The following is a 17,392-nucleotide window of genomic DNA, read 5'->3' as shown; positions in this document are numbered from 1 at the left end:
GGCGACTCCGGCGGGGGTGGAGGAGGGCGCGGCGCTCATCGGCCGCGGGCAAGGATGCCTGGGAGGCCCGGGAGGAGGTAGTTGGGCCCGGTGACGTAGTGCTTGTTGATGTCGGCGGCGCCGGAGCGCTGCTTGGTGAACAGGCTGCCCGCGGTCACCATGGCCTTGACCGGCAGCCGCTCCGCGTCCAGGACGAGGGCGCGCAGCACGGCGCCGGGCGCGCCGGGGCCCCGCTCCCCCAGCCGGTCGGCGGCCTCGGCGAGCCGGTCGCGGATCAGCCGCAGCAGCGCGTCGAGCGGGGCCCGGCCGAGCCGGGCGAGCTCGAAGGCGAGGGCGCCCGCGCACAGATGCACGGTGATGGTGGCGAAGACATCGGCGACCGGGCCGTCGCCGTCGGTCAGGATCCGGTCGTCGTCGAAGCCGCTCAGGAGGCGGGCGGCCTCGTCGCCGTCGCGGAGGGCGTCGGCCAGCCGGGCGGGGTGGACGCGCGGTCCGTCGTGGTCCTTGAGCAGCAGCCGCAGCCGGGGGCGGCCGTGGATCTCGTCGAGGACGAGGGAGGTGTTCTGCTGGTGGGACTCCAGCGCGACGCCGTACGCGAAGAGGGTGGTGTGCACGTCGAACAGCAGGGTGAGGTAGGCGTCGAGGAGGGCGAGCAGGTCACCGCCGTAGTAGCGGGCCGCGAGGGCGTCGACGACGAGCCCGGTGCCGGTCCCGGGCGCGGGGGCGGGGGCGAGCAGCGCCGCCAGTGGCACGACCTGGCAGCCGTCGAGACCGGGCGGGTAGCGCCGGACGAGCGTGGCCAGGAACTCGTGTCCGGCGTGCAGATAGGTGCCCTCGTCGGCCAGCAGCACGCCGCCCGACACCCGAGGCTCGCGCGCGAGCACCGCCTCCGTGAGCCGCTGCCCCGCCTCGCCGTCGGCGAGCGTGCCGGGCTTGATGGTGCGGCGGTTGCGCGCGCCCAGGGTGGCGGTGGCGAGTGGCAGTTTGAGGTGGGTGAGCGGCTCGTCGGTGACGGCGACGGTCCGCATGGAGAGGGTCGGCCGTACGTCGAGCCAGGGGGCGTCGGCGAGGTGGGCGCGGTCCGTGAGGCCGGTGGCGCGCAGGGCGATGGCCAGGATGCGGGATGCGCTCAGCGGATGGACGGGGAAGGCGAGGTGGCTGTCGTCCAGGCCGTCCGGCAGGCCCAGCGCCCTGGGGGTTGGCCACCACGCGGGCAGCCGGGACGGGTCCCCGGTGACGGCCTCGCGCGGGAGGGCGGCCCAGCGCAGCCGGAAGGAGGGGTGGAACTCGGGGGCGTGGGCGCGCTGTTCGGCGTCGCTCAGGGCGAGGCGGGTGCGGCCGGTGGGATAGACGGGGTGGTCACGGAAGGCGGACAGGGTGTCGTACGCGAGCGAGCCGCGCACCCCCGCCCACTGCTCGGCGGGCCTGTCGCCGTATGCGGCGGCGAGCCGCGCGACGACGCCGGGGCGGAGGCGGGCGTGCAGCCGCATGGCGTCCAGCGTGCGGCGGCACTCGACGACGAAGGCGTTGTAGCGGCCCCGGTCGTCGGGGTCGGCGGCGTGGCGGAGGCGGTCGAGGACCGCGTCGAGGGTGGTGAGGGCGGTGAGGGCGGCGCCGCGCGGCGGGGAGTATGACGCGGCCTCGGCCGCCAGTGGCGGCGCGACGGCGGGTTGGGCGCCGGGCGAGGCGCCGTTCCCGGCGCCGGGCCGGGCGGCAGACGGAGTGTCAGGCCGGGGGGCGGGCCCGGCGGCGGACCCCGCGGCGGCGCGGGGCGCCGCGCCGCCCGCGTCGTCGGTCGACAACGGCCCGCCGCCGTGGAGGGCGGGCGCGGCCCCTCCGCCGGGCGCCCCCTCCACCAACAGGTGTGCCGGCCGCCGGACCCGGATCTCGCACTGGAAGCCGTCCGGCTCGACCGGCAGCAGCACTCCCCCGCCGTCCGTGAGGACGACCCGCAGCCAGTCGCCGTCGGCGCGCCGTACGGCCTGGGCGCGGCTGCGCAGGCCGTACGCGTCTTCCCTCAGCAGCGTGTCGAGCACGCGCGCCAGCAGCTCCGCCTCGAAGGCATCCGTGGTGTCCGTGGCATCCATGGTGTCCGTGGTGTCCGCCGCTGCCTCATCGGCGCGGATCATGGCGCGATCACCCACTGGTTGGCCGCCAGGAACCCGGCCACCGCCTGGTCGATCCGCCGCTGGTCGGTCCCGGTGGCGCGGAGCACACCGAGGATGTCGCGGTTGGTGCCGTAGAGCGGGTGTTCCTCGCCGATCGCACGCAGCGGGCGGTAGTCCAGCCGTACGCCGTCGCGCTCGCCGACGCTCGCGGCGGGGGCGCCGGTCAGGCGGCCGGCGCGGTCCGCCATGACGTATTCCATGCGCACCCTGCCGTCGGTGCGGGCGCCGAGGTCGGCGGGGAGGGGCTCGCCGAGGTGGGTGCGGAGGATGTGCTCGAAGAGCGGGATGGCGAGGAGTTCGGCGAGTACGAGGTCGCACTGGTCGCCTATGGCGCGGTAGTTGACCTCGATGAGGCGGGCCCGGTCGCCCTGGACCACGTACTCGGTGTGGCAGGCGCCGAAGCCCACGCCCAGCGCGCGCAGTTGGTCCAGCACCTGGCCGGTGTGCGGCTCGGGCGGGGCGGGGAGCAGTTCGAGGCGTTCCTCGATGAAGTACGGGGGCGGGGAGATGTCGGTGCGGAAGGCGGCGAGGGTGTGCAGCGTGTGGCCGTCCCCGATGGTCTCCAGGGTCTGGAGTGTGCCCTCCAGGAACTCCTCGACCACCAGATACGCCTCGGGCCGCCGGGCCCGTATCTCGCGGCAGCGCTCGGCCAGTTCGTCCGCGTCGGCGACGAGCACGACGTCCTCGCTGGCCACGCCCTCGCGCGGCTTGAGGACGCAGGGGTAGGGCACGCCGGGCGCGGCGAGGCGGGGGTGGTCGGCGGGGTCCTGGCCGGGGGCGAGTTCGGCGCACCAGAGGGTGTCGACGCCTGCGGCGGCGAGGCTGCGGCGCAGCTCGGCCTTGTTCTTGGTGCGCAGCGCGGCGCGCCAGTCCTTGCCGGGCAGGCCGAAGTAGTCGGCGGCGAGGGCGGCTTGGACCTGGAGGTGGTCGCTGTTGGTGAAGATCGCGGCGGGGCGGCCCGCCGGGGCCTGAGCGGAGATACAGCCGATGACCTCGCGGAAGTCCCGTACATCGCAGTACGCGATGTCGAGTTCGGGCAGCGCGCCGCCGGGCGGGGCGTGGCGCTCGTAGGCGCTCCGGTGTGCGTCCGGCTGGTCGGTGAGGAGGGTGACGGCGAGGCCGAGCCGGGCCGCGGCGGGGAGGAAGCCCTCGGTGACGGAGTCGGTGGGGTTGAGGGCGAGGAGATGGAGGCGCGTGGCGGTCTCTGCGGGCAGGCCGAATGCCCCGTCTAGATCATTCTCGTTCACGAACCGAGATTAGGTTAGGCATGCCTAAGACCGCCAATTCGTCTCACCCGTCTGCTCCGTTTTGAGCCCGATGCGCCATCAACTCCGCGATCAGCCGGGGGCGGGCGGCCCGGGTCAGCCCGGCAGCCCGATGCGCCGGTGCCGGGCCCGGCGCGCGGCCAGCCGCTCGCCCTGGTCCTGGGCGCGCAGCGCGGCGAGCTCGGCGCCGAGGGTGTCGCCGAGACGGGCGAGGAAACCCTCGTACCCGGACGGTTCCACCCCCTCCGCCCCTTCCGCCGCCTCTTCCGCCGCCTCTTCGACGATTCGGTCGACGATGCCGTGAGCGAGCAGGTCGGCGGAGCGCACACCCTGCCGGTCCGCTATCTCGTACGCCCGCTCGGTGGTCCGGTAGAGGATCGCGGAGGCGCCCTCGGGCGGCAGCGGGGACAGCCAGGCGTGGCGCGCCGCGAGGACCCGGTCGGCGGGGAGCAGCGCGAGCGCGGCGCCGCCCGCGCCCTGGCCGAGCAGCAGACAGAGGGTGGGCGCGGGAAGGGTCACCATGTCGGCCAGGCAGCGGGCGATCTCCCCGGCCAGCCCGCCCTCCTCGGCCTCCCGGTTCAGCGCGGCGCCCGCGGTGTCGACGACCGTGAGCAGCGGAAGCCCGAGTTCGGCGGCGATGCGCATGCCGCGCCGGGCGGTGCGCAGCCCGGCGGGGCCGAGCGGCTGCCCGTCGCCGGGCCCGTCGGCCGCGGCGTCCCCGTGGCGCGCGGCCCGGTCGTGCCCGAGGACGACGCATGGCGTCCCGCCGACGCGCGCGAGCGCGAGCAGCAGCCCGGGGTCGTGCTCCCCCGCGCCCGTACCGCTGAGGGGGCTCGCGTCCTCGGCGGCGGCGCGCAGCAAGTCCCGCACGCCGGGCCGCTCGGCCCGCCGGGACCGCCGGATCGACTCCTCGGCGCTGGGCCCACCAGGCCCGGGGCCCGTCGGCGACTCCCCGCGTCCCGTTGACGCGGTCGCCTGGGCCGTTGGGGCGTCACCCTCGTCCGCGGGGCGACCAGCGGCAGCCTCCTGCTCGCGGCCGACGGCAGGTCCCGCGACGGCAGGTCCCGCGACGGCGGGCCCCGCGGGCGACTCCTCGGCGGCGCCCGCAGCCGCCGGGGACACGCCCGGGACCGCCTCCGCCGCCGGAACGACCCCGTCCCCGTTCGCCACAGCGGCAGCGTCCCCGCACAGCACCCTCAGCACCCGCGCCGCCACCTCCGACAGCCGCTCGGGCGGCAGGACCGCGTCCACCAGGCCGTGGGCCATCAGGTTCTCCGCGACCTGAACGCCCGCCGGGAACTCCTCCCCGTACAGCGCCTCGTGCACCCGCGGGCCCATGAAGCCGATGAGCGCGCCGGGCTCGGCGGCGGTGGCGTGGCCCAGCGAGCCCCAGGAGGCGAGCACTCCGCCCGTCGTCGGGTGGCGCAGATGGACGAGGTAGGGCAGGCCGGCCGCCTTGTGGTCGGTGATCGCCGCGGCCACCTTCACCATCTGGAGAAACGCGACCGTGCCCTCCTGCATCCGTGTCCCGCCGGACGCGGGCGCCGCGAGGAGCGGCAGGCGCTCCGCCGTCGCCCGCTCGATGGCGCGCGCCAGCCGCTCCCCCGACGCGACGCCGATCGACCCGGCGAGGAAGCGGAACTCGCAGGCCACGACGGCCACCCTGCGCCCCTCGATGCGGCCCTCGCCCGTGATGACGGACTCGTCGAGGCCGGTGCGCTCGCGTGCCCGCTCCAGGTCGGCCCGGTAGGCGGGGTCGTCCGTGGTGATGTCGACCGGCTCGTCCCAGCGGTGCCAGCTGCCGGGGTCGACGACGGTCTCGATCAGCTGGAGGGCAGACGTCGGGCCTGACGTGCGGGGGCTCGTTCCGGTCATGTTCACACCCTGCCACGGGCGGCAGCGCTCTCAATCATTCTCGGCATGTGCTAACTTTTTTTGGCATGTGCAGCATGTGCGGCAACATCCGCGGGGTTTCGCCATGAGCGCCCCGGCGCCCGGCAGCGAGCCCCGCGACCTCAGCGGCGACGAGTTGGTGCGCGTGCTGGCCACGCTGGCCAACCCGCACCGCCTGCGGGTCGTCGCCACGCTCGCGCGGGAGCGCAGGTATGTGAGTGAGCTGGCCCGCGCGCTGGGCATCAGCCGGGCGCTGCTCCAGGTCCATCTGCGCAAGCTGGAGGCGGCCGGGCTGGTGACGGCCCGGGTCGAGGTGTCGGAGGACGGCAAGGCCATGAAGTTCTACGAGGTCAGCCCGTTCGCGATCGAGCTGACGCCGGAGACCGTCGAGGCCGCGGAGCGGACGCTGACCCCGCCGGGCGACGGCCGGGGCGAGGAGACGAAGGGATCGAAGTGATGGACGGACACGACTGGACCGAGGTCGTGGGGGCCTTCGGCCTCTTCGCCCTGGTGACCACGGTGCTCACCACGGTCATCTGGCAGTTCGCGGCGACCCGGCGCGCGAAGGCCCAGGTGGTGCGGGAGCTGGAGTACCGCAAGCTCGCCGAGAGCGCGACCGCCGTGCAGCAGGGCACGGAGGAGCGGCTGAAGGAGATCAGCGAGCGCCTGGCCGAGATGCAGAACCGGATGGATTCGCTGGAGCGGATCCTCCAGACCGTCGAATAGCCGGCCGGGTACCAACAGGCCCTGGGCCGTCGAGCGGCAACTCGACGGCCCAGGTGAAGGAAGAAGCATCACCTCGCCCGAGGGCGAGTTCTCACAGATACGTCCCTTCGTGGAAAGGACAGCAGCTCATGCTGCGCAAAAGCAAGTCGCGGCAGAGGGTGGCCGGACCGGACCGGGGCGCGCTGGTGGAGCGCGTCGCCGGCTGGTCCGTCCGCCATCGCGCCCTGGCGATCGCGGGCTGGTTCGCGCTGGTGGTCGTGGCGCTCCTGGCGAGCGCGGTCATGCCCGGCGATACGGCGGACAGCACCGACCCCGGAGATACGGGCCGCGCGGGCCGGGTGCTGGACGCCCAGCAGGTGTATCCGCGGCCCCAGGAGAACGTCCTCGTCCAGGCCCGTACGCCGGACGCGGCGCGGCCCTTCGCCGCGGACCCGGAGCTGCGGCGGGCCACCCAGGACCTGGTCGCGGCGCTGCGCCGCACGCCGGGCGCGGTGGCCGCGGTGCGCTCCCCGCTGGAGCGGGACGGCGGCCGGCTGGTGTCGAAGGACGGCCGCTCCGGCCTGGTCACCTTCGAGGTGGCGGGGCCCGTCGAGCAGACGGCCGAGCACTACGACGCCGCGACCGAGGCCGTGCAGACGGTGCAGGCCCGCCATCCGCGGGTGCGGCTGGCGCAGGCGGGCGACCGGAGCCTGTCGCGCGTGGTGGACGAGGGCATCAAGGACGACTTCAAGCGGGCCGAGTTCTTCTCGCTGCCGCTCACCGTGGTGATCCTGCTCGTGGTGTTCGGCTCGCTGATCGCCGCCGCGATCCCGCTGCTGCTGGCGGCCACCACCGTCGTCGCGACCTTCGGCTTCCTCCAAGTGCTCGCCCACTGGGTGCCGGTGAACAGCGCCACGTCCTCCATGGTGCTGCTGATCGGCGTGGCGGTGGGTGTCGACTACTCGCTGTTCTATCTGCGCCGGGCGCGCGAGGAGCGCGCGGCCGGGCACGGCGTCGAGGACGCGCTGCGGATCACGGCGCGCACCTCGGGGCGGGTGGTGGTGGTCTCGGGCCTGACGGTGATGCTGTGTCTGGGCGGGCTGCTGTTCACGGGTCTCGACAACTTCAAGGGGCTGACGACCGGCGCGGTGCTGGTGGTCGGGGTGGCGATGGTCGGCTCGGTGACCGTGCTGCCCGCGCTGCTGGCCGCGCTGGGACACCGGGTGGACAAGGCGCGCATCCCGTGGGTGGGCCGCCGCCGGACCACGGCGGACCGGTCCCGGGCCTGGGCGGCGGTGGCCCGCGCGGTGGTGCGGCGCCCGCTGGTGTGGGGCGGCGCGGCGGCGCTGGCGCTGCTGGTGCTCGCGCTGCCCGCGCTGGAGATGCGGCTCCAGGACGCCGCGGTGACCGACAGCCTGTCGCGGAAGGTGCCGACGGTGGACGCGGCGGCCCGTATGCAGGAGGCGTTCCCGGGCGCCCCGGCCCCGGCGCAGGTGGTGATCTGGGGGAAGAAGAACCCCGACGCCGTGGACGACCCGGCGGTTCGGAGGGCGGTGGAGAGCCTGCACGAGCGGGCCGCGGCGAGCGACGGGGCGCTGAACGAGCCCATTTCAGCCACCAAGGTCGGCCGGGCGCTGGTGGTGCGGGTGCCGCTGGCGAGCTTCGGCACGGACGATGCGGCGAACCGGGCGCTGGAGACGCTGCGGAAGCGGACGCTGCCCGACGCGCTGGGCGAGGTGGCCAAGGCCGACGGCGGGACCGGGGGGATCGGCGGGACCAGCGGGACCGGCGGGATCGACTACGCGGTCGCCGGCAAGACGGCCTTCGCGTACGACTTCACCCAGCGCATCACCGACCGCACGCCGTACGTCTTCGCCTTCGTGCTTCTGCTGGCCTTCGTCCTGCTGGTCGTCGCGTTCCGCTCACCGGCCGTCGCGCTGGTGTCGATCGTGCTGAACCTGCTGTCGATCGGGGCCGCTTACGGGGCGCTGACCTGGGTGTTCCAGGACGGCCACCTCAGTTCGGCGCTCGGCTTCGCCCCGTACGGCGGAGTGATCGGCTGGCTGCCGCTGTTCATGTTCGTCATCCTCTTCGGGCTGAGCATGGACTACCACATCTTCGTCCTCAGCCGGATCCGCGAGCGCCGACTGGCCGGGGCGGACGTGCGGGAGGCGGTGGTGGGGGGCATCGCGTCCGGTGCGGGCGTGGTCACCAGCGCGGCCGTCATCATGACCGCCGCCTTCAGCGTCTTCGTCGTGCTGTCCGCGATCGAGTACAAGATGATGGGCGTCGGGCTGGCGGTGGCCATCCTCATCGACGCGACGCTGGTGCGCGGGGTGCTGCTGCCCGCCGCGATCGCCCTGCTCGGGCAGCGGGCGTTCCAGGGGCGACGCCAGGGGCCCGATCACGCCGCGCGCGATCAAGCTGCGCGCGATCAAGCCGCGGACGTCGTCGCGGCACGCCCCCGACAGCTCAGCTGATCCGGTTCTCCGCGTCCGCCTGCGCGGCGTCGAGCGCCGCCGTCAGCCGCTCCAGGCGGGCGCGGAGATCGACCGCTTCCTTCGGGTCCAGGCCGCTGGCCTGGATGATCTGAAGCGGCACGGTCCGGGCGGCCTCCCGCAGGGCCTCGCCCTCGGCCGTCAGCCGGACCGTCACCGAGCGCTCGTCGTGGAGGCTGCGCTCGCGCTGGACGAGGCCGGCCGACTGGAGCCGCTTGAGGAGCGGCGAGAGGGTACCCGAGTCCAGGCGCAGAAACTCCCCGAGCTTCTTGACCGCCATCTCGCCGTGCTCCCACAGCACCAGCATCACCAGGTACTGCGGATAGGTCAGCTCGGTGTCGCGCAGCACGCGCCGGTAGACGGTGCCGAAGGCGCGCGAGGCGGCGTGCAGGGCGAAGCAGAGCTGGAGGTCGAGGCGGAGCAGGTCGTCGGCGGCTTCACTCGGGGCCGGTTCAGGGGCCGGTTCGGGGGCCGGGGCTGGGGCCGGGCCGGTCTGTTGTGACATGTATCTAGGGTACCCCTTAGTTGTGCACAACTTAATTGTGTGCTCTACTTCTGGCATGACGGAGCGCACGACCGCGCACCGCAGGACCTCGAAAGGGATGGTCTCCATGGACGCGCTCTACACCGCTGTGGCCACCGCCAACGGACGCGACGGCCGGGCGGTGAGCTCCGACGGGCAGCTGGACCTGGCGCTGGCCATGCCGCCGGAGCTGGGCGGCAGCGGCAAGGGCACCAACCCCGAGCAGCTGTTCGCCGCGGGCTACGCGGCCTGCTTCGCCAGCGCGCTCGGGCTCGTCGGCCGCCAGGCCAAGGTCGACACCAAGGACATCTCGGTCACCGCCGAGGTCGGCATCGGCAAGGACGAGTCGGACGGCGGCTTCGGGCTGAAGGTCACGCTCCGCGTCGAGCTGCCCGAGGAGCTGGAGAACGAGACGGGCCGCGGCCTGGTCGAGCAGGCGCACCAGGTGTGCCCGTACTCGAAGGCGACCCGGGGCAACATCGCCGTCGAGCTGATCGCCGAGTAGTCACCCGGCGGCCGGCCGCGGCCACGGCAACAGCGCCTACGCGGCCGGCACCACGCCCTCGGCACCCTCAAGGTTCTCCGCCATGCGGCGGAGCACGCCCACGGTGGCGAGGTACTCCTCGCCCGTCACCCCGTCGGTGATCCGCCGCCGGGCGGCTCCGATCCGTTCCGCCACCACGGCATGGCCTTCGACGCCGGGCGAGGTGAGCGCGTACGGGCCCCCGGCGCCCTCCTGGACAACCCAGCCCCGGCGCTCGAGATCGCCCAGGACCTCGTCGAGCGTGACCGCGCCCTCACCCCAGAAGGGGCGCAGCGCCGCGGTGAGTTCCGCCGTGGACCTGGCGCCTTCCGCCAGCGTGTTCAGCACCTGCCAGTGGCGCCGGACGAGGCCGCTGTCGCTCAGGGTGCGCTCGAAGTCGGCCTCGATCAGGCCGTCCAGGCGCTTGAGCCAGTATCCGATCGGCTTCATGGCCTTCCCCTCCACAGATGCATGTAAAATAGCAACTAGATGTTCTTAATTATGCATGGGGGTGTGGTGGCCGACAACCGAGAACCCGTTGACGACATCGAGCGGGCCATGGTCGCCATCCGGCGCAGCCAGAGCAGGCGTTCGCTGGCGCGGCTCGCCGAGGGGAGAGACCGGGACTCCCTCAAGGGCGCGATGACCAAGGGCGCCGCCTTCGACGTACTGGACGCGATCGAGGCGGCGGAGCAGAGCGGCGCGCCGGCCACGGTCTCCGATGTCGCCGCCGCCCTGGCCGTCGACCAGCCCCGCGCCAGCAAGCTGGTCGCGGGGGCGGTCGAGGCCGGGCTGGTGCGGCGGGAGGCCGACCAGGCCGACGGGCGGCGCGCCCTGCTGGTCACGACCGAGGCGGGGCGCGCCATGACGGACGAGGTCCGGCGGTTCCGGCGGTCCGTGTTCGCGGAGGCGATGGCCGAATGGCCGGAGGCGGACCGGACCGAGTTCGCGCGGCTGCTCACGGACTTCGTCAGCGCGCTCGACAGGCGGCGCTGAGCGGAGAGCGGAGAACGGAGGAAAGCCGGGCGTCAGCAGGTCGTGGGCGTGGCGTGTTCCGGGTCGAGGGCGTTGGCCGCCTCGTGGAAGGCGACCCGGTCGGTCATGGCGATGGTGACGTGCTCGGACAGATCACTCGGACACAGGTCCTGGACCACGACGTTCTTGACGTCGGACCCGGTCAGGAACTGGGCGCGGTAGGGCGTGGCCACCTCGTCGTACTTGGTGGAGATGACGGCGTAGCGCACTCCGGGGACGGTGTCGCCGCCCTCGTTGAGACGCGTGAGGAAGTCCGACCCGACCACCTGGTCCGTCAGCCCGGGCGTGTGCCTGGCGAGGACGTCCGCCGCGCCCGGGAAGTAGTCGAGCAGCCTGGCGAGCCCGGACAGGGTGGTCCCGTGGTTGGTGGGCGCGATCCCGACCAGCGCGTTCACCTTGGCCGCGCCGCCGAGGAACTTGAGGTAGTAGCGGGGCATCATCCCGCCCTGGGAGTGGCCGACGATATCGACCTTGGCCGTGCCGGTGGCGGTGCGCACCCGGTCGACGTAGGCGGACAGCTGCTGCGCCGACTCGTCGATCGGGCCGAGGCCGTAGAAGACGGGCACGCCGGGCAGCTTGCCGTAGTCGAGGGAGAAGACGCAGTAGCCGCGGTCGACCAGGTACGGGGCGAAGCCGAGCCAGTTGTCGACCGAGTTGCCGAGGGTGCCGTGCACGAGGACGACCGGGCGGGGGTGCTGGGCGGACGGCTTGCACGAGTAGTCGTTCCAGCCACTGCTCGTCGCGCTCTGCGCGGCGGTGGTGTCGCCGGGCGCGGCGCTCGCGGCGGCGGGTGCCATCGTCGCCGCGACCGCCAGGGCCAGGGCGGGCAGTGACCTACGGAGCGAGCGGATACGCCTCCAGTGCAACATCACATGAACTCCTCGCAGGTGGGGGAGAGTTGCGCTGACCGTGCGCTCTGCGATCCGGATCACAGGGGTGTCGCGTCCGCCTAAATTACGCGCGAGTAGCAAACACATCCAGCCGTCCGCCGGTAAAGAAACCCTCACCCTTTCCCTACGGAACGCCCAGGAACCCGGCGGTGTCAGCGGCCGCGTCGGAGGCCCGTGTCGGAGGCTGCGTCGGAGGGCTGGCGTACAGTCGAAGGCACGTGATCAAGCGGCGCGACAGGGGGACACTGATGAGTCCGGAGGACCTGGTGGAGGTCTCGTCCGAGGCCGAGCTGCGGGAGCTGGTCGGCGAGCCCAACGAGCAGGCGGCCAACAAGTCCCGCCCCGCGCTGCACGAGCTGGACCGGCGGTGGCTGGCCCGGTCGCCGTTCTGTCTGATCGCCACCTCGGACGCCGAGGGGCGGTGCGACGTCTCCCCCAAGGGCGACCCCGCGGGCTTCACGCTCGTGCTCGACGACACGACCATCGCGATCCCGGACCGCCCGGGCAACAAGCGGATGGACGGCTTTCGGAATGTGCTCGCCAATCCGCATGTCGGGCTGATCTATGTGCTGCCCGGGCGCGGAGACACGCTCCGGATCAACGGCCGGGCGCGGCTGCTCCGCGACGCCCCGTTCTTCGACGACATGGTGGTCAAGGGCAACCGCCCGCGGCTCGCCCTTCTCGTCGAGATCGAGGAGGTCTTCCACCACTGCACCAAGGCGTTTCTGCGCTCGGAGCTCTGGAAGCCGGAGACCTGGCGCCCGGACGAGATGCCGTCGAGGCCCCAGATCTGCAAGGCGCTCGAAAGGCCGGACGCCCCCTTGGAGTCGCTGGAGGAGTACTACGGCCCGCGATACGCGGAGCGGCTCTACAGCTAGGGTCCGGGCCCCCGGACCGGGACCGGCCTAGTCTGCCGGGCCTCGCCCGTCAGCCCTTCGAGCGCGAGGGTGGCCCTCGTTCTCACCAGGGGTCGAATCCCCCGGCCGGACGTATCGCGCGCTCGCCGAAGCGGGCCCGCGCCCGGTCGACGGCGGCCTCGATACGGCGGGCCTTGTCGTCGGTGGGGTCGAATGTCAGCTGGTGGGAGGCCAGTTCGGCGGCGGTCAGCCCCTCGGCGCGCAGCGCCAGGGAACGCACCCGGGCCCGCTGTAGCCCGAGCGCGGCGTGCAGGGCGTACGCGGTGGCGGTCAGCGCCGGGGTGTGGGCGGTCGGCTCGGCCAGGGTCCGGCTGCGGGTGGTCGTGGAGCGGTCGGCGTAGCGGACGGTGAGCGTGAGGGTGCGGGCGACCTGTCCGCTGGTGCGCAGCCGGGTGCCGAGCCGGTCCGCGAGGGTGAGCAGCGCGCGGCGTCTGCGCTCCGGGTTCAGCTCGTCGTGGCCGAAGCGGTGTTCGGCGGCCATGGAGCGGGCCGGGGCGTTCGGGGTGACGGGGACGGGGTCGATCCCGCGCGCCCAGTCGTGCACCCGGCGCGCGGTGGCCGCGCCGAGGATCCGGCGCAGGGTGGGCAGCGGCACGGCGGCGATCCGGGCGGCGCTGTCGAGGCCGTACGAGCACAGGGTGCGGGCGGTCGCCTGGCCGACGCCGGGCAGGGCGGTGGGGGGCTTGTCGGCGAGGAAGGCGGCGACCGCGTCCGGGTCGTCGGGGACGGTACGGACCGCGCCCGAGGAGCTCCCGGGCCCGGCGCCGTGCGCACCGGAGGGGCCGGGCGCACCGCCGGACGACCGGCCGGATCGGCCGGATCGGCCGGACCAGGCAGACCCGGCGGGCCCGCCGGGCCGGACGTCCTGCGCGGCCATGCGGGCGAGCAGCGGGTTGGCGGCGACGCCGACGGTGCAGTCGACGCCGTACCGCGCCAGCGCCCGGACCCGTACGATCTCCGCCAGCCCGGCCGCGTCCCGGTCGAAGTAGCGCAGCGCGCCGGCGACATCGGCGAGCGCCGCGTCGGGCGGCACCGCCTCGACGACGGGGGTCACCTCGGCGAGCAGGGCGAGCAGGCCCTCGTAGGTGTCCGCGCCGAAGGCCTCCGCCGCTCGCTCGGCGGGGTGGAAGCGCACATACAGCACATGCGGTTGCTCATTGCTCGGTCGCGGAGTCATCCCGCGCTCCCTGGGCTGGAGTGCCACAGCTTGCGGCCGGTGGCGGCCTGTTCGCCCGCGGGCCGGAGGTCGGCCCACGGGTGCATGGCGTAGCCGGTGGGCAGGTGGATGCGGCGCCCGGAGTCACCGCCGGGCTCGCTCCCGGCTTCGGCGTCCGCGCCGGCGGGGGCACCGGCGGGGGCACCGGGTTCCGGCTCCGCCCGGCCCGCGCCCGCGAGTTCGGCGGCGACCGCCTCCAGGCCGCCCTCGCGCCGGAGTTCGGCCAGCTCGGCGAGGTTCCAGACCGCCGAGCCCACGACGCTGAGGCTGCGCGGCCCGCGCCGCTGGACCACGCCGCGCACCAGCAGCAGCCAGGAGTGGAAGACGGTGTGCGCGCACGCGGCGTGGCTGTCGTCGAAGAAGGCGCAGTCGACCAGCCCCGTGCCGTCGTCGAGCGTGGTGAAGATGACGCGCCGCCCCGAGCGGATCGGCGGGGTCTGGGTGGCGGCCTTGGCCCCGGCGACCAGCACGGTCTCGCCGTGCCGCGCCTCGCGCAGCCGTTTGGCCGGGACCGCGCCCAGCTCCTCCAGGAAGGCCCCGTGGTCGCCCATCAGATGGCGCGAGACGTCCATGCCGAGGATGCCGAGCTCGGCGCCGAGGCGTTCGTCCGCGTCGAGGTCGGGCAGTCCGGCGGGGGCGGGCGGCGCGGTCTCGGCCAGCGGGAGCTGGCCCTCACCGGTGCCGTCGCGCCGGGCGCCCCGCTGCTGCCGGTGCAGTTCGGCGATCTGGAGCAGCAGGTCGCGGCGGCCGGTGCCGAACGCGTCCAACGCGCCGACCTGGGCGAGCCGTTCGGCGACCGGCCGCCCGGGGTGGGCGCGCCGCCACAGGTCCTGGAGCGAGGAGTACGGCTGTCCGGCCGCGATCCGCGCGGTCTCGGCCTCGCTGATGCCGTGAACATCGCTCAGCGCGAGCCGGATCCCGAAGTCCGCGCCCGTCGCCCCGGCCGACCGCCCGGCCGGATCTCCGCCCGACCCCCTGGCCGGATCCCCGCCTGACCCTCCATTACCAGACATCAGTTCGATTCGATAATCCGCGCCCGACCGGTTCACATCCAGCGGCAGAATCGGCACCCCGCGCCGCCGCGCGTCCGCCAGCAGCAGCCGCTTCGGGTACATCCCGGGGTCGTGGGTGAGCACCCCCGCGTAGAAGGCCGCCGGGTGGTGCGCCTTGAGCCAGGCGGACTGGTAGGTCGGCACCGCGAAGGCCACGGCGTGCGCCTTGCAGAAGCCGTACGACCCGAACGCCTCCACGATCTCCCAGGTGCGCTCCAGCACCTCCGGCCGGTAGCCGCGGTTCGCCGCCTCCGCGTGGAACCAGGCCCGCACCCGCCCCTGCCGCTCGGGGTTGGACAGCGCGCGCCGCGCCTCGTCGGCGAGGTCCCGCTCGCAGCCGGTCATGATCGACAGGATCTTGATGATCTGCTCGTGGAAGACGACCACGCCATAGGTCTCGCGCAGCGCGTCCTCCAGGTCCGGATGCGGATAGCGGGGCGGCTTGCGGCCGTGCCGCGCCTCGATGAAGGGGCGCACCATGTCGGCCGCGACCGGGCCGGGGCGGAACAGCGAGATGTCGACCACGAGGTCGTGGAAGGAGGTGGGCTGAAGCCGGCCGAGGAGATCGCGCTGGCCGGGCGACTCGATCTGGAAGCAGCCGAGCGTCTCGGTGGAGCGGATCAGGTCGTAGGTCGCCGGGTCGTTCGGCCGCACCACCTCGGGGTCGTCCAGGTCCAGCGGCCGGCCCGTGGCCCGCGCCACCTCCGCGGCCGCGTGCGCCATCGAGGACTGCATCCGCACCCCGAGGACATCGAGCTTGAGCAGCCCGAGATCCTCGACGTCGTCCTTGTCGAACTGCGACATGGGGAAGCCCTCGCCGCTGGTGGGCACGACGGGCGTACGGGCCCGCAGCCCGGCGTCGGAGAGCAGCACCCCGCAGGGGTGCATGGCGATGCCGCGGGGCAGCCCGTCCAGCGCCTCGACCAGCTCCCAGAGCCTGCCGTAACGTTCCTGCTCGGCGGCCACCGCGCGCAGCTCGGGCAGTTCGGCGAGTGCCGCGCGCGCGTCGCGGGCGCGGATGTGCGGGAAGGACTTGGCGAGCCGGTCCACCTCGGCCGGGTCCATGCCGAGGGCCGCGCCCACGTCCCGTACGGCGTGGCGCACCCGGTAGGTCTCGGGCATCGAGACGGTCGCGACCCGCTCCGCCCCGAAGCGGTCGAAGATCGCGCGGTAGACCTCCAGGCGGCGCGCGGACTCGACGTCGATGTCGATGTCGGGCAGCGCGGCCCGCCGCACCGACAGGAAGCGCTCCATCAGCAGCCCGTTCGCGACGGGGTCGGCGTGCGCGATGCCGAGCAGGTGGTTGACGAACGAGCCCGCGCCCGAGCCGCGGGCGGCCACCCGGATGCCGAGCGTGCGGGTGTCGTCGACGACCTGGGCGACGGTGAGGAAGTACGAGGCGAAGCCGAGCCGCTCGATGGTGCGCAGCTCGTTCTCCAGCCGCCCCCACCGCTCGTGGTCGCGGTCGTAGCCGCGCAGCACCATGGCGGCGTCGCAGCGCGAGCGCAGCACCCGCTCGGCGCTCCGGTGCCCTGCCCCGACCAGATGCGGCTCGGGGAAGTGGATGCTGCCGAGGCCGATGTGGTCCTCGGGGTCGACGCGGCACTCGGCGGCGGTGCGCTCGGTCTCCTCCAGCAGCCGGTACGCGGCGTCCCGCCGCCATCCCGCGGCCTCCGCGATCTTCTCGGCGATCCGCGCCATGTCCCGCGGGCCCTTGAGCCAGCGCTCGCCGCTGTCGAGCGCCGCGGGGTCGCGCGGGTCGATCGGGACCAGCCTGCGGGCGGCGTCCAGCACATCGGCGACCGGGCCCTGCTCCGGGTCGGCGTACCGTACGGCGTTGCTCAGCACGGCCCGTACGCCCTGGTCGGCGGCGAAGCCGACGGTACGGGCGGCGAGCCGCAGCGAGCCGGGGCCGGTGCCGGTACGGCCGTGCCACGCGGCCTCCAGGCGCAGCGCGTCGCCGAACAGCTCGCGCCAGGGGGCGATCAGCTGCTCGGCCCGGTCGGGCCGCCCGGCGGCCAGGGCCCGGCCGACGTCGGAGTCCGGGCCGAGGAGCACGGTGAGCGGGGCGAGGGCGGTGGCGCCGCCGCCGCTTTCGAGGTCCGGCCAGTGCAGCAGGGGGTGCGCGGCGCCGCCCGGGCGGGCTCCCGCGTGGGCTTCGGTATGGGTTCCGGCGCGGGTTTCCGCGTGAGCCCCCGCGCGGGTTTCCGCGTGGGCGGCGGAGACCAGCCCGCACAGCGCGGCCCAGCCTGCCGCGCCGTCCCGCGCGAGGAACACCGCGCGGGGCGCGGACTCGTCGATGAACGCCCCGCCGCGCACCGGCGTGCGCCGCCGGACCGTACGCCCCGGCTCCGGGGACCGCGCCAGTACGGCGAGGTCCACCCCGAAGAGCGGCCGCACCCCCGCGGCCGCGCTCGCCTTGGCGAACCGGACCGCCCCGGCGAGGCCGTCGCGGTCGGTCAGCGCGATCGCGTCCATGTCGCGCTCGGCGGCACGCTGAGCCAGCCGCTCCGGGTGGGCGGCCCCGTACCGCATGGAGAACCCGGAGGCGGTGTGCAGATGCGTGAACCCTGGCATCCACACCTCCCACTGCTGTGTCGCACCCCCCGCCGTCCCTGCTCACCACGCGGCGGAGCCGCACGAGTGCGGCCCCCGACCCCACCTTAAACCAATTCTCGAACACTCGTGCGAAATGGAGCGCCTCCCG

14 protein-coding genes are annotated in these 17,392 nt (G+C 74.1%); 6 read left to right on the top strand and 8 right to left on the bottom strand.

Annotation, left to right across the window (positions count from 1 at the left end):
* Window positions 1-35: 35 nt before the first annotated feature.
* From ABTY62_RS39295 to ABTY62_RS39285, 3 genes are all read right to left on the bottom strand, one after another.
* On the bottom strand, window positions 36-2,129 hold the full coding sequence (locus tag ABTY62_RS39295; RefSeq protein WP_352134160.1) for an IucA/IucC family protein: 2,094 nt from the start codon (window positions 2,127-2,129) through the stop codon (window positions 36-38).
* Window positions 2,126-3,415, bottom strand: a complete 1,290-nt coding sequence (locus ABTY62_RS39290; protein WP_352134159.1) for an ATP-grasp domain-containing protein — start codon at window positions 3,413-3,415, stop codon at window positions 2,126-2,128. The genes ABTY62_RS39295 and ABTY62_RS39290 overlap by 4 nt, the downstream gene beginning before the upstream one ends.
* Before the next feature lie 114 nt (window positions 3,416-3,529).
* Complete coding sequence (locus tag ABTY62_RS39285; protein ID WP_352134158.1) at window positions 3,530-5,308, bottom strand: carboxyl transferase domain-containing protein; 1,779 nt, start codon at window positions 5,306-5,308, stop codon at window positions 3,530-3,532.
* Window positions 5,309-5,411: 103 nt separating this feature from the next.
* On the opposite strand from ABTY62_RS39285, the gene ABTY62_RS39280 reads away from it, so the two are divergent.
* From ABTY62_RS39280 to ABTY62_RS39270, 3 genes are all read left to right on the top strand, one after another.
* On the top strand, window positions 5,412-5,783 hold the full coding sequence (locus ABTY62_RS39280; protein WP_352134157.1) for an ArsR/SmtB family transcription factor: 372 nt from the start codon (window positions 5,412-5,414) through the stop codon (window positions 5,781-5,783).
* Window positions 5,783-6,052, top strand: coding sequence for a hypothetical protein (locus tag ABTY62_RS39275; protein WP_352134156.1), 270 nt, complete (start codon window positions 5,783-5,785; stop codon window positions 6,050-6,052). The genes ABTY62_RS39280 and ABTY62_RS39275 overlap by 1 nt, the downstream gene beginning before the upstream one ends.
* A gap of 128 nt (window positions 6,053-6,180) precedes the next feature.
* On the top strand, window positions 6,181-8,511 hold the full coding sequence (locus ABTY62_RS39270; RefSeq protein WP_352134155.1) for an MMPL family transporter: 2,331 nt from the start codon (window positions 6,181-6,183) through the stop codon (window positions 8,509-8,511).
* Here the strand turns inward: ABTY62_RS39270 and ABTY62_RS39265 are convergent.
* On the bottom strand, window positions 8,504-9,034 hold the full coding sequence (locus tag ABTY62_RS39265) for a MarR family winged helix-turn-helix transcriptional regulator (protein ID WP_352134154.1): 531 nt from the start codon (window positions 9,032-9,034) through the stop codon (window positions 8,504-8,506). The two genes, ABTY62_RS39270 and ABTY62_RS39265, sit on opposite strands and share 8 nt — an antisense overlap.
* A 106-nt stretch (window positions 9,035-9,140) precedes the next feature.
* Between ABTY62_RS39265 and ABTY62_RS39260 the strand changes: the two genes are divergently transcribed.
* On the top strand, window positions 9,141-9,557 hold the full coding sequence (locus tag ABTY62_RS39260) for an organic hydroperoxide resistance protein (protein WP_352134209.1): 417 nt from the start codon (window positions 9,141-9,143) through the stop codon (window positions 9,555-9,557).
* A 36-nt stretch (window positions 9,558-9,593) separates the two neighbouring features.
* On the opposite strand, the gene ABTY62_RS39255 is transcribed toward ABTY62_RS39260, so the two are convergent.
* Window positions 9,594-10,025, bottom strand: coding sequence for a MarR family winged helix-turn-helix transcriptional regulator (locus tag ABTY62_RS39255; protein ID WP_352134153.1), 432 nt, complete (start codon window positions 10,023-10,025; stop codon window positions 9,594-9,596).
* A gap of 66 nt (window positions 10,026-10,091) precedes the next feature.
* Between ABTY62_RS39255 and ABTY62_RS39250 the strand changes: the two genes are divergently transcribed.
* Window positions 10,092-10,571 (top strand): MarR family winged helix-turn-helix transcriptional regulator, encoded by a 480-nt coding sequence (locus ABTY62_RS39250; RefSeq protein ID WP_352134152.1) that lies wholly within the window; start codon window positions 10,092-10,094, stop codon window positions 10,569-10,571.
* Between the two features lie 32 nt (window positions 10,572-10,603).
* Here the strand turns inward: ABTY62_RS39250 and ABTY62_RS39245 are convergent, their stop codons facing one another.
* Window positions 10,604-11,479: an esterase/lipase family protein gene (locus tag ABTY62_RS39245; RefSeq protein WP_352134151.1), complete on the bottom strand. Its 876-nt coding sequence runs from the start codon at window positions 11,477-11,479 to the stop codon at window positions 10,604-10,606.
* A 269-nt stretch (window positions 11,480-11,748) separates the two neighbouring features.
* Between ABTY62_RS39245 and ABTY62_RS39240 the strand changes: the two genes are divergently transcribed.
* Entirely contained in the window at window positions 11,749-12,378 is a 630-nt protein-coding gene (locus ABTY62_RS39240; RefSeq protein ID WP_352134150.1) for a pyridoxamine 5'-phosphate oxidase family protein, read from the top strand.
* 82 nt (window positions 12,379-12,460) lie between these two features.
* Here ABTY62_RS39240 and ABTY62_RS39235 read toward each other — a convergent pair whose 3' ends face one another.
* Both ABTY62_RS39235 and ABTY62_RS39230 read right to left on the bottom strand, forming a co-directional pair.
* Window positions 12,461-13,594: a DNA polymerase Y family protein gene (locus ABTY62_RS39235; RefSeq protein ID WP_352134149.1), complete on the bottom strand. Its 1,134-nt coding sequence runs from the start codon at window positions 13,592-13,594 to the stop codon at window positions 12,461-12,463.
* Window positions 13,591-17,262, bottom strand: coding sequence for a DNA polymerase III subunit alpha (locus ABTY62_RS39230; protein ID WP_352134148.1), 3,672 nt, complete (start codon window positions 17,260-17,262; stop codon window positions 13,591-13,593). The genes ABTY62_RS39235 and ABTY62_RS39230 overlap by 4 nt, the downstream gene beginning before the upstream one ends.
* Between the last annotated feature and the right edge of the window lie 130 nt (window positions 17,263-17,392).

The organism is Streptomyces sp. NPDC097640, assembly GCF_040302705.1.
GTDB lineage: Bacteria > Actinomycetota > Actinomycetes > Streptomycetales > Streptomycetaceae > Streptomyces.
Note: the sequence above shows the minus strand (reverse complement) of the source record. Positions and strands in the feature narration are given on the sequence as shown.